Below are 16,534 nucleotides of genomic sequence, written 5' to 3'. Positions count from 1 at the left end.
CTCTCAATCCTCCGTGCTCAGGAAAACGTTCTTCGTCTCGGTGAAGGCCGTCGACGCGTCCGGCCCCAGCTCACGGCCGAGACCCGACTGCTTGAACCCGCCGAACGGGGTCCAGTACCGCACCGACGAGTGCGAGTTCACCGAAAGGTTCCCCGACTCCACCCCGCGCGCGACGCGGAAGGCCCGCCCGACGTCGCGTGTCCAGATCGATCCGGAGAGGCCGTAGTCGGTGTGGTTGGCCATGCGGATGGCGTCGGCCTCGTCGTCGAACGGGACCACGGCCACGACCGGGCCGAAGATCTCGTCGGCGGCCAGCGGGTCGGCGAGGCTCGCCGGCGTGACGACGGTGGGCGCGAACCAGTAACCCGGCCCCTCGGGCGCGCTGCCGCGAAACGCAACAGGTGTCGCGTCAGTGACGTACGACGAGACCTTCGCGTGGTGCGCGGCGGAGATCAGCGGGCCCATCTCCGTGGCATCCTCACCGGGATCGCCGACGACCACGCCCTGCACGGCCGGCTCCAGCAGCTCCATGAACCGCTCGTGGACGCTGCGCTGCACCAGGATCAGCGAACGCGCGCAGCAGTCCTGGCCGGCGTTGTCGAACACCCCGTACGGCGCCGTCGCGGCGGCCTTCTCCAGGTCGGCGTCGGCGAACACGACGTTGGCGTTCTTGCCGCCCAGCTCCAGCGTCACGCGCTTCACCTGCGCCGCGCAGCCGGCCATGATCTGCTTGCCGACCTCGGTGGAGCCGGTGAAGACGACCTTGCGCACCAGCGCGTGGTCCACGAACCGCTGCCCCACCACCGAACCCTTGCCCGGCAGGACCTGGAACACGTCCTCGGGGATGCCTGCCTCGCGCGCGAGCTCGCCGAGGCGGATCGCGGTGAGCGGCGTGAGCTCCGCGGGCTTGAGCACCACGGTGTTGCCGGCCGCGAGCGCCGGCGCGAAGCCCCAGCCCGCGATGGGCATCGGGAAGTTCCAGGGCACGATCACGCCGACCACGCCGAGCGGCTCGTGGAAGGTCACGTTCACTCCTCCGGGCACCGGGATCTGTTGCCCGATCAGGCGTTCCGGCGCCGCGGAGTAGTAGTTCAGGACGTCGCGGACGTTGCCTGCTTCCCATCGCGCGTTGCCGATCGTGTGGCCGGAGTTGGTCACCTCGAGGCGCGCGAGGTTCTCGAGGTCGGCCTCGACGGCGTCGGCGAAGCGGCGCAGCAGTCGCGCGCGATCGCCGGGGGCGACGGCCCGCCAGGCTCCGAACGCGGCGTGGGCGCGGGCGATCGCCGCGTCGGTCTCTTCGGCGCTCGTGAGCGCGACCGACCGCACCACCTGCTCGGTGGCGGGGTTGATCACGTCGAACGTCTGCGTCACTTGCGCTCCTCTGCTGCTTCGAGTGCTGCCACGACCAAGGCCCGGAACAGGCGCACGTCATCGGTGTCCTGCTCGGGATGCCACTGCACCCCGAGCACGAACTCGCCGCCGGGCAGCTCGGCCGCCTCGACGGTGCCGTCGGCGGCGTGCCCGGATGCGACCAGGCCTTCGCCGAGCCGGTCGATGGCCTGGTGGTGGTAGCAGTGGCCCTTCGTCTCGGGCCCGAGCAACGCGGCGGCGCGCGTGCCGTCGACGAGGGTGATGCTGCTGGTGCCGAACGTCGCGGGCGCCGGCTGGTGCGCGGTGTCGCCGAGAGACTCGGGCAGGTGCTGGGTGAGGGTGCCGCCGAGGGCGACGCTGATCACCTGCAGCCCGCGGCACACGCCGAGCACGGGTTTGCGCGCCGCGCGGGCCGCCTCGAACAGGCCGAACTCGAAGGCGTCGCGGGCCGGGCGCGTGTACGTGGCGGGGTGGGGCTCGGCACCGTACTTCCCCGGCTCGACGTCGGCGCCACCGGTGAGCACGAGCCCGTCCACGCGGTCGACGAGGCTCGCGTACGCGTCGGTCAAGGGCGGCAGCAGCACGGGAATCCCGCCGGCGGCCACCACGCAGTCGGTGTAAACGCGGTGCAGCAGCGTGGCTTCCGTGTCCCACGCGAGGAACTTGGCCTGCTCGACGTAGGTGGTGAGCCCGATGACGGGTTTGTGCTCAGAGACGTTCGAAGCCACGGATGAGCTCCCAATCGGTCACGGCCTTCTCGAACGCCTCCCGCTCCACGCGGGCGGCGTTGAGGTAGTGGTCCACCACATCGTCGCCGAAGGCCTCGCGCGCGATGCGGCTGCCCGCCAGCACGTCCGCGGCTTCACCCAAGGTGGTGGGCACGGTCGGCTTGTCGGACCCGTACGCGTTGCCCGCGAACTCGGGCTCCAGGGGCAGCTCGTTCTCGATGCCGTGCAGGCCGGCGGCGATCAGCGCGGCGACGGCGAGGTACGGGTTCACGTCGCCGCCCGGCACGCGGTTCTCCACGCGCAGCGAGTCGCCGTGACCCACCACGCGCAGCGCGCACGTGCGGTTGTCCGTGCCCCACGCGACGGCCGTCGGGGCGAAACTGCCGCGCACGAACCGTTTGTAGGAGTTGATGTTCGGGGCGAAGAAGTAGGTCAGCTCGCGCAGCGCGGCCAGCTGGCCGGCGAGGAAGTGCTCCATGAGCTTCGAGAAGCCGTGGTCGCCGTCGCCGGGCAGGACCGCGTTGCCGTCGGTGCCGCGCAGGCTGAGGTGGATGTGGCAGGAGTTGCCTTCGCGCTCGTTGTACTTCGCCATGAACGTGAGGCTCTTGCCCTCCTGCGCGGCGATCTCCTTGGCGCCGTTCTTGTAGACGCTGTGGTTGTCGCACGTGGTGAGCGCCTCCGCGTAGCGGAACGCGATCTCCTGCTGGCCGGGGTTGCACTCGCCCTTGGCCGACTCGGGGTACAGGCCGGCGCCCGCCATCTCGTTGCGGATGCGGCGCAGCAGCGGCTCGACGCGCGCGGTGCCGAGCATCGAGTAGTCCACGTTGTACTGGTTCGACGGCTTGATGCCCTGGTAACGCTTGTCCCACGCGGCTTCGTAGCTGTCGTCGAACACGATGAACTCGAGCTCGGTGCCCACGAACGCCTGCAGGTTCCGGTCTTCGAGACGCTCCAGCTGTCGCCGCAGCACCTGTCGCGGCGACACCGCGACGGGCCCGCCGCCGTCCACGCGCTCGACGTCGGCGAGCACCAGCGCCGTGCCCTCCTGCCACGGGACGAGGCGCAGGGTGGTGAAGTCGGGGCGCAGCACGAAGTCGCCGTAGCCCGCGTCCCAGCTCGAGATGGCGTACCCGTCGACCGTGTTCATGTCGACGTCGACGGCGAGCAGGTAGTTGCACGCCTCGGTGGCGTGGCCGACGACCTCTTCGAGGAAGTACTCGGCCGAGCAGCGTTTGCCCTGGAGCCGGCCCTGCATGTCGGTGATCGCGACCAGCACCGTGTCGATCGTGCCCGCCGCGACCCGCTCACGGAGCGCGTCGAGCGTGAGCAACCCTCGCCTGCCAACCATGGCACCGCCCCAAAGGTTTGGAAGGGATCCTTTGCGGGTTCTTCCTACCGGCCGGTGCTCGCGCGGTCAATCCGGTCAAAGGTATTCTTGGGGCCCTTTGAGTAAGCACTGCGTAAGAGCCTCGTATGTCCGGCTTGCCCGGCTGAGAAGAATCTGTGAATCGTGGGGGTGCGGGACCAAACGCGCCGTCTCGGGCGTTGAACGGGACAAGAGAGGTGAGAGGGATGACAGAAGCATTCACGCAGTCCACGATCAGCCGGCAGCAGGCGCGGCCGCAGCTCCCGACCATGCCCACGGGCTGGCCGATCGGCTCCTACGAGTCCTACGAGCAGGCACAGAAGGCGGTCGACCACCTCGCGGGCACCGACTTCCCCATCAGCGACGTCACCATCGTCGGCATCCAGCCGATGCTCGTGGAGCGCATCGCGGGCCGCATGAGCTGGAGCAAGGTCCTCAGCAGCGCCGCCATGTCCGGCGCGGTGTTCGGCCTGTTCCTGGGCCTGGTGCTCAGCCTGCTCAACCCCGCCGCGGGCCTGCTGTCCATCGTCATCGGCCTCGTCGCGGGCGTCGCCTTCAACCTGCTGTTCGGCGCCCTGGGCTACGCGGCCAACCGCAACAAGCGCGGCTTCGTCTCGCAAAGCCAGCTCGTCGCCCAGCGCTACGACGTCCTGTCGCAGCCCCGCAACGCCGAAAAGGGCCGCGCCCTCCTCGCGGACCTGGCCGCCCGCTCGGCCTTCGGCCACTGACGTAACCCCCGAAACTCGGGCGCCTGGGTCTCGAACCCCGGGCGCCCGAGTTCTTTTTTGCCTCCGTGCTGCCGGGTCCGGCGGGGACTGCTCAGGACGCGGATCGCACGCCTCGCCCGCTTGCCGCCTCTTACTCCCCACCGGTTCGGCAGCATCAGCCTCAGGCACCCCGGGGCACCGTTTGTCAGGATGAGCCGATCCTCGCACCCCGGCGGTTCTGGCAGACACCGGTTTTGCGGTGGCCATGACCGGACCACGACGTAGACGGAACCGGGGGAGCAGCCCCGACCTCTGCTCCCCCGGTCCCTCGCACGCTCTACCGACTCGGCGGAGCAGGGCTGGTCGGCGAAGTCGGCTTCGCCGGCGCCGACGACGTCGGCTTGGCCGGTGCGCTGGAAGGGGCACTCGACGAAGGCGCCGGCTTCGGGATCGCCGCGGCGAACGGCACCCCGGCCTCCTCGCGGCAATACCCGAGGTAGCCGTTGTACCCATCCCGGTTTCCATTGCCGTCCTGCACGCCCTGCACGAGCTGCGGCCGCGGGAACCGGTTGTCCTCGCCGATCTTCGAGCGGGTGCCGGTGTCCTGTTCGCAGCCGTAGCGCGTGACGGTCAGCGGGCGGCCCTGGTCGTCGTACAGGTAGACGTCCGTGAGCGGCTTGCCGGAGGCGTCGAAGGCGTAGACGTTGTCGACGTCCTCGTTGCCGTACCGCAGCTGCTGGTTGCCGTAGGTGTCCGTGGACGGCGACGAGTACGACGTCGTGTCCGGGTAGTACGTGCGGTGCGTGATCAGGTCGATCGCCGCGCCGAAGCCGCCGAACGCGCCGCCGATGACGAAGGCCGACACCGGCACCGCGATCCACAGCAGCCGCCGGTCGCCGCCGACCTTCGGGCCGGCCCAGACCACCGCCGCGGCGGCCGCGATGAGGAACGGCAGCAGCAGCACCGCGTACGAGTGCCGCACCATCAGCAGCAGGCCGAACCCGACCAGCGCCACCGCGCACACCACCCACCACGCGGGCTTCAGCGAGCGCAGGTACCCCACCGCCTTGTCGCCCTCGCGGTTCGCGCGCCACGACCGCACCGACTCCCGCGTCCGCACGACCTCGGGCAGCTCCAGCACGGCCGAAACCCCGCGGTTGAACAGGAAAATCAAGCTCAACGCGAACACCGGCGCCAGGAGCAGCAGCCCCAGCAACCCGTCCGGGTCCAGGCTCACCGCCGCCGCGAACGCGAACAACGCGAGCCCGGCGGCGCAGAACACCAAGCCCCACAAGGCAAAACGAGCCGCGAACAAGCTCGGGGCCTTCGCCGGAGCCAGCACGGCCGTCGCCCCTTCGGCCCCCGCGGGCGCCGGCGGATAACCCCCGGACGCGCGCAGCTCGGCCGCGTAGCTCTCCGGCGAGCCCAGCCGTTCGATGAGCTGCTCGACGCGCGCGTCGGCCCCCAGCTCCGTTTCCATCTCGGCCAGGTGCGGCCGGACGTCCTCCAGGATCTCCTCGATCTCCCCCGCGGGCAGATCGGCGAGCGCGGTGCGGACCCTCGCCAGGTACACGCGCACCGCGGTGGGCTTCTCCGTACTCATGCGGCCTCTCCCAGTAACCCGTTCATCGTCGACGCGAAACTCGCCCACGTCTTCCCCGACTCCTGCAGCCGCGCTCTCCCCGGCTCGTTCAGGCTGTAGTACTTGCGGTGCGGGCCCTCTTCGCTCGGCACGACGTACGACGTCAGCAGCCCGGCCTTGTACAGCCGGCGCAACGTGCCGTAAACGGAAGCGTCCCCCACTTCCTCCAGGCCGGCCACGCGAAGTCTTCGGAGCACGTCGTAGCCGTACCCGTCGTCTTCGCGAAGCACGGCCAGCACCGCCAGGTCCAGCACTCCCTTGAGCAGCTGACTGATCTCCACGGCACCCTCCAGTCTTGCGCTTGGAACGGTACCACGCATTGCGCAGTAGTGTGCACGGCGGACGGCCGTTCGGCGGAAACCGCCCGCGCGGAAAGGTGAAGATCAGACCGGAACGCCCAGCTCACGCCGGGTTTCGCGCCGCACGTCGGCCACCAGAGCCGAGCGCCGCCACGCGCGCGTCACCTCGACGAGCCACGCGGCCTCTGCACTCACGTCGGCGGCCACGGCCCGGCTCAGGGGCGCGTCGGCGTCGTCGGGCTGGAACCGGTGGTCGGCTTCGCGCGCGACGAGGGCGGCGGCGAGCGTGGCGGCGTCGACGGTCGCGGCCACCCGGCGCGTCGGCACACCGTCGCGGCGGGCGCGGTCCACCACGCGCGCGGGCAGGTCCGGGTCGAAGTACGGCCGCAGCGCGAGGTGCCCGTCACGGATCTCGATCACGCGCCGGTACAGCGCGAACTCCGCCCCACGCCCCAGACCACGAGCCGGATCCAGGGCGATGCCCGGCACGGCGTCGCGCAGCACCGTCCACAGTGGCTCGATCCGACGGTAACCGCGGTACGCGCGCAGCCACCGGAACGGCGTGGCGAGCGAAGGCCCCCACACCGACAACGTCGAGCCCGCCACGGCGAGCACCACACACGCCGCCCCCAGTACCGCGGCCGGCAGGTCCTCCGTCGCCTCCACGCGGCCATCCGAGACGAGCGCGGCCACGTCGTCGAGGTCCCACAGCGTCCACGCGACCGCGGCGACCACGCCCGCGAAGATCAGCCACAACCCCGTGCGAAGCGAACCCGCGCGGGCGCGCATGGCGAAGCGCGCGAAGAAGACGGCGACGAGCGTCAGGCTCAGCACCCCGTATACGACGAACACCAGCTCATACGCGATCAAGAACGGTCGCCGTTCAACGGCGACGACCGTCTCGTCACCCGCACGGTCCGGGCCCGCCAGGATGAACAGCACGATCTCCACGGCGATCACGAACCACGACAGGACCGCGTGCCGGCCCAGGCGCGCGTCGGCGCCGAAGCGCATCGAGCGCGTGAACGCGACCGTGAACCCGATCGCGCCGAACTTCGCGAGGTCGCCGGCCAGCGGCGCGTACTCGGCGTACCAGCGGTGGTGGCCGGCCAGCTCGTCCATCGCCGGCATGCCGTCGGTGATGCCGAGCGCGATGCAGATGCCGAAGCCGGCGAGGAACCACAACGTGCGAGCCGGCTGGTCGCGCCCGGCCTCGAGCAGCTTCATTCCGAAGCCGGCGAACCCGAGCACACAGGCCAGGTACGCCAGCGTCTCGGTCACGGGTTCCGGCGGCGCGGGCGGCCGCCGAACATGTCGTCCATGCGGGCCATGCCGCTGTCCGCCACCGGCCGAGGTCCCTGCACCTTCGCCACGCGCTGGGCGAGCAACGACGCCACGAGCTCGGCTTCCTGCTCCTCCACCGCCGAATACGTGGTCCGCCCCAGCACCCGGCGGACCAGCTCCGGCGAGAGGCTGGGCATCAACGCACGGCTCACGGCGACGTCGATGGCCGCGCCTTCAGCGCCCGCGTCGGACCCGACGTGCCCGCAGAGCAGGTGGCCCACCTCGTGCAGCAGGATGTGGCGCCGGTGCAGGGCCGTGGTGTTGGTGGGATAGAGGATGTAGTCGGCTCGCGCGGTGCTCATCAGCAGGCCGCAGGGCCCGCCGGACGGCGCGTTGACCGGCATCAGCTCGATGGGCCGGCCGCGACCGGCGGCGATGCCCGCCACGAACTCGGCGGCGTCGAAGGGCTCGGGCAGCGCCGGCGCCTCGGCCAGACGACGGCAGCGTCGCCAGAGCTCGCGCCGCCCGTCCGCCACCCCTCAGTCCTCCTTCTTCACGCCGCTTCGCGCGGCCTCCCTCCGGGCGATCGCGTCGATCATGTCGCTGATCGTGTCGAGCCCGTCGGGCGAGAGCGTGATGGCCCGCAGTGCCACGTCGCGGACACCGGCGTCGCGCAAGGCGCCGAGCAACGCCAGCTCTTCCGCGATCTTCACGCTCTGCTCGTCGTCGAAGAAGTATGCCGGAGGAACACCGAAAAACTGCGCGAGCGCCTCGAGATGACGCTTCGTGGGGTTGTCGCGACGCCCGGTGCGCAGCTGCCAGAGGTACGTGGTGGAGAAGCTCTCCCCCGTCGCCTCACGACACGCGCGGGCGACTTCCTCGTGGCTGTACTGGTCGCGGTCGGGCCGGCGCACGACGTGGAACAGCTGGTCGATCTTGTCGGCCAGCGACGATCTGTCCGGCTCCGTCATGCTGCTCCTCTTCCGCCCCGTTCATTCTAGTTGATCGCCTCGACAGACGCATCAACGCGAGCTGCGGGGCCGCGGCTGGCACTTCGGGCAGGAGTAGGACGAGCGGTTCATGAACGGTTCCCGCCGGATCGCCGTTCCGCACCGGCGGCACGGTAGTCCTTCCTGGCCGTATGCGTCGAGCGATCGGGAAAAGTACCCGGATTGCCCGTTCACGTTGACGTACAAGGCATCGAAGGACGTGCCGCCCACAGCGAGCGCCGCGCTCATCACCTCGCCGGCGGCGGCCAGCAGCGCGCTGCCCTGGGCGTTGGTGAGCTTGTCGGTGGGCCGGGTGCCGTGCAACTTGGTGCGCCACAAGGCTTCGTCGGCGTAAATGTTGCCGACGCCGGACACGAGGGTCTGGTCCAGCAGCGCGCGCTTGACCTCGGTGCGCCGCGAGCGCAACGCCTTCACGGCGGCCGCCGGGTCGAACCGCGCGTCCATCGGGTCGCGGGCGATGTGAGCGATGGTGGCGGGCAGCAGGTCGCCCTCGACGTCGGCCAGATCGTCGAGCGCGAGGCCGCCGAAGGTGCGCTGGTCCACGAACCGCAGCTCCGGACCGTCGTCGTCGAAGCGGACGCGCACGCGCAGGTGTTTCTCGTCGGGCGTGCCCTCGGGCTGCACCAGCATCTGGCCGCTCATGCCGAGGTGTGCGAGCACGGCCTCACCGTGCGACAGCTCCAGCCACAGGTACTTGCCCCGCCGGCGCGCGGCTTCGATCACGACCCCGGCCAGCCGGCCGGTGAAGTCTTCCGCGCCGAGGGCGTGCCTGCGGATCGCGCGCGGGTGCAGGACCTCGACCTTGCTGACGGTGCGACCGGCCACGTGGGCCTCGAGGCCGGCGCGCACGACCTCGACCTCGGGAAGTTCGGGCATGGCGTCCATTCTGCCCGTCGGGTACGACAGTTCCGGACCGGTCGGGCGTCAGCCTTCGGACTTGGCGGAGCCTTCGGAGCCGTCGCCCAGCTCTTCGGACAGGGCGCGCCACGCCGTTTCGGCGGCCTTCTGCTCGGCTTCCTTCTTCGTGGTGCCGGAACCGTTGCCCAGCGGACGGCCCGCGACGAGCACCGTGGCGGTGAACTCCTTGCGGTGGTCCGGACCGGTGTCCTCCACGCGGTACTCGGGCACGCCGAGACCGGAGGAAGCCGTGAGCTCCTGCAGGCTGGTCTTCCAGTCGAGACCGGCCCCGCGCAGGGGTGCCTCGGCCAGCAGGCCGTCGAAGAGGTGGTGCACGAGCTTGCGCGCGACCTCGATGCCGTGGGCCAGGTACGTGGCACCGATCACGGCTTCGAGACCGTCGGCGAGGATGCTCGCCTTGTCCCGGCCGCCGGTGAGCTCTTCGCCCTTGCCCAGCAACAGGTGCGCCCCGAGCCCGCCCTCGCCCAGCCCGCGGGCGACACCCGCCAGCGCGTGCATGTTGACGACGCTGGCGCGCAGCTTCGCGAGCTGGCCTTCCGGCAGGTCCGGGTGCGTGGTGTACAGGTGGTCCGTGACGACCAGGCCGAGCACCGCGTCGCCGAGGAACTCCAGCCTCTCGTTGGGCGGGAGCCCACCGTTCTCGTACGCGTACGAACGGTGGGTCAGCGAAAGCCGAAGGAGCTCGGGGTCGAATTCGACCCCGAGCGCCTCGAGCAGTGTCGTGGGATCGGCCGCGGGTCCCCCGGCGGACTTACCCCCCATGGTCGGCTGCCCGATCAGGCGGGCTCGACGACCTGGCGGCCGTTGTGCTGGCCGCACGTCGGGCACGCGATGTGCTGCAGCTTCGGCTGACGGCAGGCGCGGTTGGAGCAGGGCACCAGCTGAACCGGAGCCGCCTTCCACTGGCTGCGGCGCGCGCGCGTGTTGGATCGCGACATCTTCCGCTTCGGGACGGCCACGAGTAGATCTCCTTCAGACTGTCTGCCCGCGTTCACGAGCCGAACTGACTTCTCCCGGATCGAGCTGGACGCTCGTCAGGCTTGCTCTCCGGAGCCGTGCGCAGGCTTTTCGCCCGCGTTCTCGTCGAATCGCTCGACCAGCGCGGCCCACCGAGGGTCTATCTTCTCATGCCCGTGTCCGGGCTCGAGATCGGCCCACTTGACGCCGCATTCGGTGCAGAGTCCGGCGCAGTCCTCCTCGCACAGCGGCACGAGGGGAAGCGCCAGGACCACGGCGTCGCGGACGATCGGTTCGAGGTCGATCCGGTCATCGACCAGCCGCGGGATCTCGTCCTCGTCGGTGGTCTCCTCGGTGGCCGAACCCGGGTAGGCGAACAGCTCGGTGAGGTCGACCTCGATCTCCTCGGTGAGGGGGTCGAGGCAGCGCGAGCACGTGCCGGTGGCGGTGGCGCTCGCGGTGCCGCTGACCAGCACACCCTCGACCACGGATTCGAGGAGCAGGTCGAGCTCGAGGACGGAACCGGCCTCGAGCGAGATGACGTCGGGCACACCGAGGGTGGCCTCGAGGGGCACGCTCCGGCGCACCTCGCGGCTCAGGCCGGCGTGGCGGCCGAGCTCACGGGTGTCGACGACCCACGGGCTCTTGTCGTCGAGCTGGGCGGGGCGGGTGTTCTGGGCAGGGTTCTCTGACATCGCATACCAGGGTACGCAGGGTGCGCCAGTGCTTTCGCGCTGGTGCCGAGCGTCACTCTTCCCGACGGCGCGCGGGCGGTCAGACCTGGTAGTCGTACAGCGTCGGGCGGCCGCTGTTGCCGCCAAGGTTCACCGGCGAACGCAGGTGGTTGCGGCCCGAGTCGACGGTGCGCAGCGTGGTCGCGAGCAGCTCCGAGAACTCGGCGAGCTTGCCGTCCACGTACGCGTCGCAGTCGGCGCGCTGGCGGTCGGCCTCGGCGTGCGCCTCGTCGACGATGCGAGCCGACTCGGCGTGCGCGGCCTGGACCACCTCGGTCTGCGAGACGAGCCGCGCCTGCTCGGCACGGGCGTCCTCGATGGCGCGCTCGTAGGCGTCGCGGCCGGCCTGGATCATGCGCTCGGACTCGGCGCGGGAGCGGTCGGTGAGGTTCTGGTACTCGGCCTGGCCGGCGGCGACCATGCGCTCGGCCTCGTTGTGGGCGTCGCCCATCATTTGCTCGGCGCGGGCGCGCGCGTCCGCGAGGATCCGCTCGGCCTCCGACGCGGCGTCGGACACCGTGCGCTCGGCCTCTTCGTTGGCCCCGGCCACCGTCTCGCCGGCTTCCTTGCGGGCGGCGTGCAGCAGGTCGTCACGCTTGTCGAGCACGTCCTGGGCGTCGTCGACCTCGCCGGGCAGCGCGTCGCGGACGTCGTCGAGCAGCTCGAGGACGTCGCCGCGCGGCACGACGCAGCTGGACGTCATGGGCACCCCGCGGGCCTCTTCGACGATCGTGACGAGCTCGTCGAGTGCCTCGAAAACCCGGTACACGGCCACTCCCTCAAGCAGTAATCCCCGTTCGCTACCGATCAGTCTGCCCGCTTCCCGGCCTGAACCGGTGAACGCGCGCCGGACTGGGCGTGTCCTCTTGCGAACGGCTCATGACACAGCGTGCCGCCCCACCCGGCGCGGGTGGGGCGGCACGGGGACGGGCCGGGATTTTCAGGAGTTGAGGTCGATGCGCTTGAAGGTGGCGTAGCGGTCCGGCGTGTAGGCCAGCTCGCCGCCCTTGCCCTTGATCACGCGGTCGTTGGTGCCCACCGGGAACAGCTGGTAGTAGCCCGCGGAGCAGGCCGGCAGCACGCCCTCGCGGTTCTCGTAGGTCTGGCCGGTCGCGCCGTTGCGCACCTGGTTCACGACCGACTTCGCGGCCGAGGACAAGGTGGAGTAGCCGATCTTCGCCAGGCCCGAGAGGTTGCCGCAGGAGCCGGTGTTGCCGCCGCCACCGTTGACGTCGATGACCTTGAAGGTCGCGTAGTGGTCACCGGTGTAGAAGTACTCGCCGCCCTGGCCGGTGATGATCCGGCGCGTGCCGCGGTTGCTCGCACCGGGAGTGGGCACGGTGTACTCGTGGTAGTAGCTCGAAGCGCAGGACGGCAGGATGCCTTCGCGGTTGTCGAAGACGACGCCGTCGTTCTTCGGGTACGGGAAGGGCCCGCCCTTCTGGATCAGGTTGTAGGTCGTCGTCGCCTCCGCGGGGAGCGAGGACAGCGACGTGTGCGAGAAGCCCGACAGGTTGCCGCAGGAGTTCTGCAGCACGGACGCCGGCGCCGCCGGGGCAGCGGGTGCCGCGACCGCGGCGGTGCCCAGCCCGAGGAATCCGACCAGCAGCGCGAACAGGACGGTCGCTAAGCGCGAACGGTGGTTGGCCATTTTCGGACCGTAACCCGATCGGATGGTCGCGAGGCGGCCGTCAAGTGAACAGCTTCGAGCGTTCCCGGAAGTCCCGACGATGGTCGCAACCCGTTCGGGCGAATGCGCCGGGTGACCGTGCGAAAACGCTCGGATCTTGTTCTCGACCAGGCGGATCCTGTTCGGGGCCGGACGAACCTTGTGCGGGAGTGCACCGGATCGTGTTCGGGAACGCGCAGCCCTTGTTCCAGGACGCGCCTGCGCTTGTTCACGAGCGCACCGAACCTTGATCGAGTTCGGACATCCCGTGTGCGGGACCGCACTCAGCCCTGGTGCGGGAACACCTTGCGCAGCCGTTCGAACACCACCGGCGGCACGAGCCGCTCGACGTCGCCGCCGAGCGCCGCGACCTCCTTCACCAGCGAGCTGGAGACGAAGCCGTAGGCCGGGTTGTTGGCCATCAGCAGCGTCTCGAGGCCGGTGAGCTCCCGGTTCATCTGGGCCATCTGCAGTTCGTAGTCGAAGTCGCTGACCGAGCGCAGGCCCTTCGCGACGGCCGCGATGTCGTTCTCGCGGCAGTAGTCCACGAGCAGGCCCTGCCACGAGTCCACGCGCACGTTCGGGAGGGGTGCGGTGATCTCGCGCAGCATCTCCAGCCGTTCCTCGACGTCGAAGAGGCCCTTCTTGCTCTTGTTCACCCCCACCGCGACCACGACCTCGTCGAAGAGGAGGGAGGCCCGCTCGATGATGTCGAGGTGCCCGTTGGTGGCCGGATCGTAGGAACCGGGACAGACCGCACGCCGCATGCGCGGACGCTACCAAGGCGCGACGCTGCGCGCGCACTTCGTGAGTACTGCGTCACACCTGTGCTCGGCGCGCGTACTCGGCCCAGTGCAGGGCGGTGTCGCCGTACTTCTTGTCGCGCGTGGGCGTGTAGGCGCCGGGCCAGTCGGGCGCGCCGTCGCGGGCGGCGCGTTCGATCACCACGAGGGCACCGTCGGCGAGCCAGCCACCTTCGTCGAGCGCGGCCAGCACGGAGCCCAGCGCGGCGGCGTCCACGGCGTAAGGCGGATCGGCCAGCACCACGTCGAACTGCGCCGGCGCGGGCGCGGCGACCACGGCCTCCACGGGCGCGGCCCGGACGGTGCCGCCCAGGCCCAGCGCGCCGACGTTGCCGCGCAGCACGTCGGCCGCGCGGCGGTCGGCCTCGACGAACCACGCGTCGGCGGCACCGCGGGAGAGGGCTTCGAGGCCGAGGGCGCCGGATCCGGCGTACAGGTCGAGCACGCGGGTGCCGTCGAGCTCACCGGCCACCTCGAGCGCGTTGAACAGGGCTTCGCGCACGCGTTCGGACGTCGGGCGGGTCCCCTTGGGCGGCACCTTGAGCCGCCGGCCGCCCGCCTTTCCCGCCACGATCCTCGTCACCTCGCCATCTTCGCCGAACGTCGCGGTGTGGCGTTGGGCAGGACTTGCTGAACCTCGCGCGCGCGGGCGCGTACAGTCGTTCTTCGCCCTCGTGAGGCATCGAGTCGTTTAGGAGCGTTGCGTGTCGGAACCCCGGGTGAGACGGGCGGAGATCGCCGTCGAGCAGGCCCACGTGGATCGGGTCTACACCCGGCTCGCCGAGCTGCGGGTACAGGCCGAGGCGATGCGCACGAAGGGCTACGAGCTGGGGCAAGGCGCCCAGCGCGAGGCGATTTTCGAACAGGCCTCGATGCTTTTCGAACGCGACATGATGGTCTTCCACGCCAACCAGACCCTCCAGACGCTCGACGCCGAGTACGAGGGCCTCGTCTTCGGCCGGCTCGACCACCTCGACCGCGACCACATCTACGTCGGCCGCCTCGGCATCCGCGACAACGAGTTCGACAACCTCGTCACCGACTGGCGCGCGCCCGCCGCCGCCGCGTTCTACCAGGCCACGGCCGAGGAGCCGATGGACGTGGTGCGCCGCCGCGTCATCCGCTGCTCCGGCCAGACCGTGCTCGACGTCGACGACGATGTGCTGATCCCCGACGCCGTCCCCGAGGACATGCAGATCGTCGGCGAGGGCGCGCTGATGGCCGCACTCGGCCGTTCCCGCGGCGAGAAGATGCGCGACATCGTCGCCACGATCCAGAAGGAACAGGACGAGGTCATCCGCGCGCCGTGGCGCGGCGTCACCGAGATCACGGGTGGCCCGGGCACGGGCAAGACGGCCGTCGCCCTGCACCGCGCCGCGTACCTGCTGTACCGCCACCGCCGCCAGCTCGGCGGCGCCGGCGTGCTCGTGATCGGGCCGTCCGGGGTGTTCACCACGTACATCTCGCGGGTGTTGCCGTCGATGGGCGAGACGAACGTGGAGCTGCGTGCCCTCGGCGAAGTGCTCGACGGCCTCAATGCCACGCGCCAGGACACCTCTGAGCTGGCCGCGATCAAGGGCTCGCTGCGCATGCGGAAGGTGCTGCTGCGCGCCTTGCGCGACACGCCGCCGGAATCGCCGCAGGAGATGCGCATCGTCTACCGCGGCGAGGTGCTCAAGCTCTCGGCGCGCGAGCTGGACAAGGTCCGCCGCAAGGCCCACACCCAGGGCGCGCCCCCCAACCGCGCGCGCGTGCGCACGGCCGAGCTGCTGCTGGGCGCGCTCGCCGACAAGGCCGACGAGTACGCGAAGGCCGACGGCAAGCAGCTCGACCGCGCGGAGCTGATCAACGACCTCGGCGAGCGCATCGAGTTCCACCGCTTCCTCGTCGTCTGGTGGCCGGTCCTGTACCCGGCGCAGATCCTCAAGTGGCTCGGCGACGAGAAGCGCCTCGCCGCAGCCGCGAAGGGCGTGCTCAACCGCCACGAGATCTCCCTGCTCGCCGCCGACTTCGCCGACCGTTCGCGCGGCTGGTCCGTCGCCGACGTCGCCCTGCTCGACGAGCTGCGCGTCCTCGTCGGCCCCGAGCCCAAACGCCGCCGGCGCCAGACCGTCCTCGAGGCCGAGCCCGAACGCGGCACCACCGGCGGCGGCACCCACCGGCCCGAGCACTACGACGAGTACTCCCACGTCGTCGTCGACGAGTCCCAGGACCTCTCCCCCATGCAGTGGCGCATGGTCGGCCGCCGTGGCAAGTACGCCAGCTGGACCGTCGTCGGCGACCCGGTGCAGAGCTCCTGGCCCGACCCCGACGAGGCCGCCGCCGCGCGCGACCAGGCCTTCGGCGTGAAGACCACCCGCCGCCGCTTCACGCTGCGCACCAACTACCGCAACTCCGCGGAGATCTTCGACCTCGCCGCGAAGGTCGTCACCGGCCACGCCCAGGCCGACGAGCTCCCCCGCGCCGTCCGCACCACCGGCATCGAACCCGAGGTCCGCCCCGTCGAGGCCGGCGCCCTGGAAGGCGCGACGCAGGCCGCGGTCAAGGAACTCCTCGGCTCCGTCGAAGGCACCGTGGGCGTCATCACGGCCATGGACCGCGTCCCCGAGGTCACCGCCTGGTTCACCAACGAGACCGACGAACGCCTCAAGGTCGTCGGCAGCCTCGACTCCAAGGGCCTCGAGTACGACGCCGTCGTCCTCGTCGAGCCCATGGACCTCGTCACCGAGTCCTCCACAGGCCGCCGGGTCCTCTACGTCGCCCTCACCCGGGCGACCCAGCACCTCATCGTGCTGGCCTCCAACCCGGACTGGCTGCCCACCACCTGATCCCTCGCCCGTCGCCCCTCAACGGCGACGGGCGTCTGGCCAGTCATCTCCGGTCTTGGCCACGCGACTCCGTCTGTCGCCCCTCACCGGCGACGCCCCGCCTTGCTCGATATCTCCGGCCTTGGCCGCACCTGACTCAGCACGTTTGCCTCTCAACGGCGAGACCTCGGCAGGCTCGGCATCTCCGGTCTTGACCACCTGACCGAGTTGACCGCGCC

General features: G+C 70.5%; 18 protein-coding genes. 2 read left to right on the top strand and 16 right to left on the bottom strand.

Annotated elements, in window-relative coordinates; genetic code table 11:
* Positions 1 to 3: 3 nt before the first annotated feature.
* Genes ACQPXB_RS10205 through ACQPXB_RS10195 form a run of 3 tightly spaced genes read right to left on the bottom strand, consistent with a single transcriptional unit; the run spans position 4 to position 3,447 of the window.
* On the bottom strand, positions 4 to 1,371 hold the full coding sequence (locus ACQPXB_RS10205) for an aldehyde dehydrogenase family protein (protein ID WP_432851095.1): 1,368 nt from the start codon (positions 1,369 to 1,371) through the stop codon (positions 4 to 6).
* Positions 1,368 to 2,099: a gamma-glutamyl-gamma-aminobutyrate hydrolase family protein gene (locus ACQPXB_RS10200; protein WP_432851093.1), complete on the bottom strand. Its 732-nt coding sequence runs from the start codon at positions 2,097 to 2,099 to the stop codon at positions 1,368 to 1,370. The genes ACQPXB_RS10205 and ACQPXB_RS10200 overlap by 4 nt, the downstream gene beginning before the upstream one ends.
* Complete coding sequence (locus ACQPXB_RS10195; RefSeq protein ID WP_366580662.1) at positions 2,080 to 3,447, bottom strand: glutamine synthetase family protein; 1,368 nt, start codon at positions 3,445 to 3,447, stop codon at positions 2,080 to 2,082. The genes ACQPXB_RS10200 and ACQPXB_RS10195 overlap by 20 nt, the downstream gene beginning before the upstream one ends.
* 224 nt (positions 3,448 to 3,671) lie before the next feature.
* Between ACQPXB_RS10195 and ACQPXB_RS10190 the strand changes: the two genes are divergently transcribed.
* Positions 3,672 to 4,193, top strand: a complete 522-nt coding sequence (locus tag ACQPXB_RS10190; protein ID WP_364067775.1) for a general stress protein — start codon at positions 3,672 to 3,674, stop codon at positions 4,191 to 4,193.
* Between the two features lie 316 nt (positions 4,194 to 4,509).
* Here ACQPXB_RS10190 and ACQPXB_RS10185 read toward each other — a convergent pair whose 3' ends face one another.
* From ACQPXB_RS10185 to rsmD, 13 genes are all read right to left on the bottom strand, one after another.
* Entirely contained in the window at positions 4,510 to 5,775 is a 1,266-nt protein-coding gene (locus ACQPXB_RS10185) for a DUF1700 domain-containing protein (protein ID WP_432851090.1), read from the bottom strand.
* Complete coding sequence (locus tag ACQPXB_RS10180) at positions 5,772 to 6,095, bottom strand: PadR family transcriptional regulator (protein ID WP_220237677.1); 324 nt, start codon at positions 6,093 to 6,095, stop codon at positions 5,772 to 5,774. Before ACQPXB_RS10180 ends, ACQPXB_RS10185 begins: the two co-directional genes overlap by 4 nt.
* A gap of 102 nt (positions 6,096 to 6,197) precedes the next feature.
* Entirely contained in the window at positions 6,198 to 7,394 is a 1,197-nt protein-coding gene (locus ACQPXB_RS10175) for an MAB_1171c family putative transporter (protein WP_432851088.1), read from the bottom strand.
* The gene (locus ACQPXB_RS10170) at positions 7,391 to 7,933 is read right to left on the bottom strand and encodes a hypothetical protein (protein WP_366580656.1); all 543 of its coding nucleotides are present in this window, start codon (positions 7,931 to 7,933) and stop codon (positions 7,391 to 7,393) included. The genes ACQPXB_RS10175 and ACQPXB_RS10170 overlap by 4 nt, the downstream gene beginning before the upstream one ends.
* A 3-nt stretch (positions 7,934 to 7,936) precedes the next feature.
* On the bottom strand, positions 7,937 to 8,368 hold the full coding sequence (locus ACQPXB_RS10165) for a helix-turn-helix domain-containing protein (protein WP_366580654.1): 432 nt from the start codon (positions 8,366 to 8,368) through the stop codon (positions 7,937 to 7,939).
* Positions 8,369 to 8,419: 51 nt separating this feature from the next.
* Positions 8,420 to 9,283 carry a bifunctional DNA-formamidopyrimidine glycosylase/DNA-(apurinic or apyrimidinic site) lyase gene (mutM, locus tag ACQPXB_RS10160; RefSeq protein WP_432851085.1) on the bottom strand — a complete coding sequence of 288 codons (864 nt, stop codon included), beginning with the start codon at positions 9,281 to 9,283 and terminating at the stop codon, positions 8,420 to 8,422.
* 48 nt (positions 9,284 to 9,331) lie between these two features.
* Complete coding sequence (rnc, locus tag ACQPXB_RS10155) at positions 9,332 to 10,087, bottom strand: ribonuclease III (RefSeq protein ID WP_432851083.1); 756 nt, start codon at positions 10,085 to 10,087, stop codon at positions 9,332 to 9,334.
* Positions 10,088 to 10,101: 14 nt separating this feature from the next.
* Positions 10,102 to 10,284, bottom strand: coding sequence for a 50S ribosomal protein L32 (rpmF, locus tag ACQPXB_RS10150; RefSeq protein WP_220237671.1), 183 nt, complete (start codon positions 10,282 to 10,284; stop codon positions 10,102 to 10,104).
* Positions 10,285 to 10,359: 75 nt separating this feature from the next.
* Positions 10,360 to 10,977 carry a YceD family protein gene (locus ACQPXB_RS10145; RefSeq protein WP_366580649.1) on the bottom strand — a complete coding sequence of 206 codons (618 nt, stop codon included), beginning with the start codon at positions 10,975 to 10,977 and terminating at the stop codon, positions 10,360 to 10,362.
* 79 nt (positions 10,978 to 11,056) lie between these two features.
* On the bottom strand, positions 11,057 to 11,785 hold the full coding sequence (locus ACQPXB_RS10140) for a DivIVA domain-containing protein (protein ID WP_366580647.1): 729 nt from the start codon (positions 11,783 to 11,785) through the stop codon (positions 11,057 to 11,059).
* Positions 11,786 to 11,956: 171 nt separating this feature from the next.
* Positions 11,957 to 12,667 (bottom strand): ribonuclease domain-containing protein, encoded by a 711-nt coding sequence (locus ACQPXB_RS10135; RefSeq protein WP_366580646.1) that lies wholly within the window; start codon positions 12,665 to 12,667, stop codon positions 11,957 to 11,959.
* 302 nt (positions 12,668 to 12,969) lie between these two features.
* Positions 12,970 to 13,452 (bottom strand): pantetheine-phosphate adenylyltransferase, encoded by a 483-nt coding sequence (coaD, locus tag ACQPXB_RS10130; protein ID WP_366580644.1) that lies wholly within the window; start codon positions 13,450 to 13,452, stop codon positions 12,970 to 12,972.
* A gap of 52 nt (positions 13,453 to 13,504) precedes the next feature.
* A complete protein-coding gene (gene rsmD, locus ACQPXB_RS10125; protein WP_366580642.1) occupies positions 13,505 to 14,071 on the bottom strand; it encodes a 16S rRNA (guanine(966)-N(2))-methyltransferase RsmD in 567 nt (188 codons plus the stop codon).
* A 121-nt stretch (positions 14,072 to 14,192) separates the two neighbouring features.
* Between rsmD and ACQPXB_RS10120 the strand changes: the two genes are divergently transcribed.
* Complete coding sequence (locus tag ACQPXB_RS10120) at positions 14,193 to 16,316, top strand: HelD family protein (RefSeq protein WP_366580640.1); 2,124 nt, start codon at positions 14,193 to 14,195, stop codon at positions 16,314 to 16,316.
* The last annotated feature ends 218 nt before the right edge of the window (positions 16,317 to 16,534 follow it).

It is taken from the genome of Amycolatopsis sp. CA-161197 (genome assembly GCF_050942255.1).
Lineage (GTDB): Bacteria > Actinomycetota > Actinomycetes > Mycobacteriales > Pseudonocardiaceae > Amycolatopsis.
This window is presented reverse-complemented; position numbering and strand designations above follow the sequence as displayed.

Excerpts from the sequence above, each read along its gene's own strand:
- ACQPXB_RS10190 (WP_364067775.1), top strand. The coding sequence starts at position 3,672 with ATGACAGAAGCATTCACGCAGTCCACGATCAGCCGGCAGCAGGCGCGG.
- ACQPXB_RS10165 (WP_366580654.1), bottom strand. The coding sequence starts at position 8,368 with ATGACGGAGCCGGACAGATCGTCGCTGGCCGACAAGATCGACCAGCTG.
- mutM (WP_432851085.1), bottom strand. The coding sequence starts at position 9,283 with ATGCCCGAACTTCCCGAGGTCGAGGTCGTGCGCGCCGGCCTCGAGGCC.
- ACQPXB_RS10185 (WP_432851090.1), bottom strand. The coding sequence starts at position 5,775 with ATGAGTACGGAGAAGCCCACCGCGGTGCGCGTGTACCTGGCGAGGGTC.
- ACQPXB_RS10145 (WP_366580649.1), bottom strand. The coding sequence starts at position 10,977 with ATGTCAGAGAACCCTGCCCAGAACACCCGCCCCGCCCAGCTCGACGAC.
- ACQPXB_RS10135 (WP_366580646.1), bottom strand. The coding sequence starts at position 12,667 with ATGGCCAACCACCGTTCGCGCTTAGCGACCGTCCTGTTCGCGCTGCTG.
- rnc (WP_432851083.1), bottom strand. The coding sequence starts at position 10,087 with ATGGGGGGTAAGTCCGCCGGGGGACCCGCGGCCGATCCCACGACACTG.
- coaD (WP_366580644.1), bottom strand. The coding sequence starts at position 13,452 with ATGCGGCGTGCGGTCTGTCCCGGTTCCTACGATCCGGCCACCAACGGG.
- ACQPXB_RS10195 (WP_366580662.1), bottom strand. The coding sequence starts at position 3,447 with ATGGTTGGCAGGCGAGGGTTGCTCACGCTCGACGCGCTCCGTGAGCGG.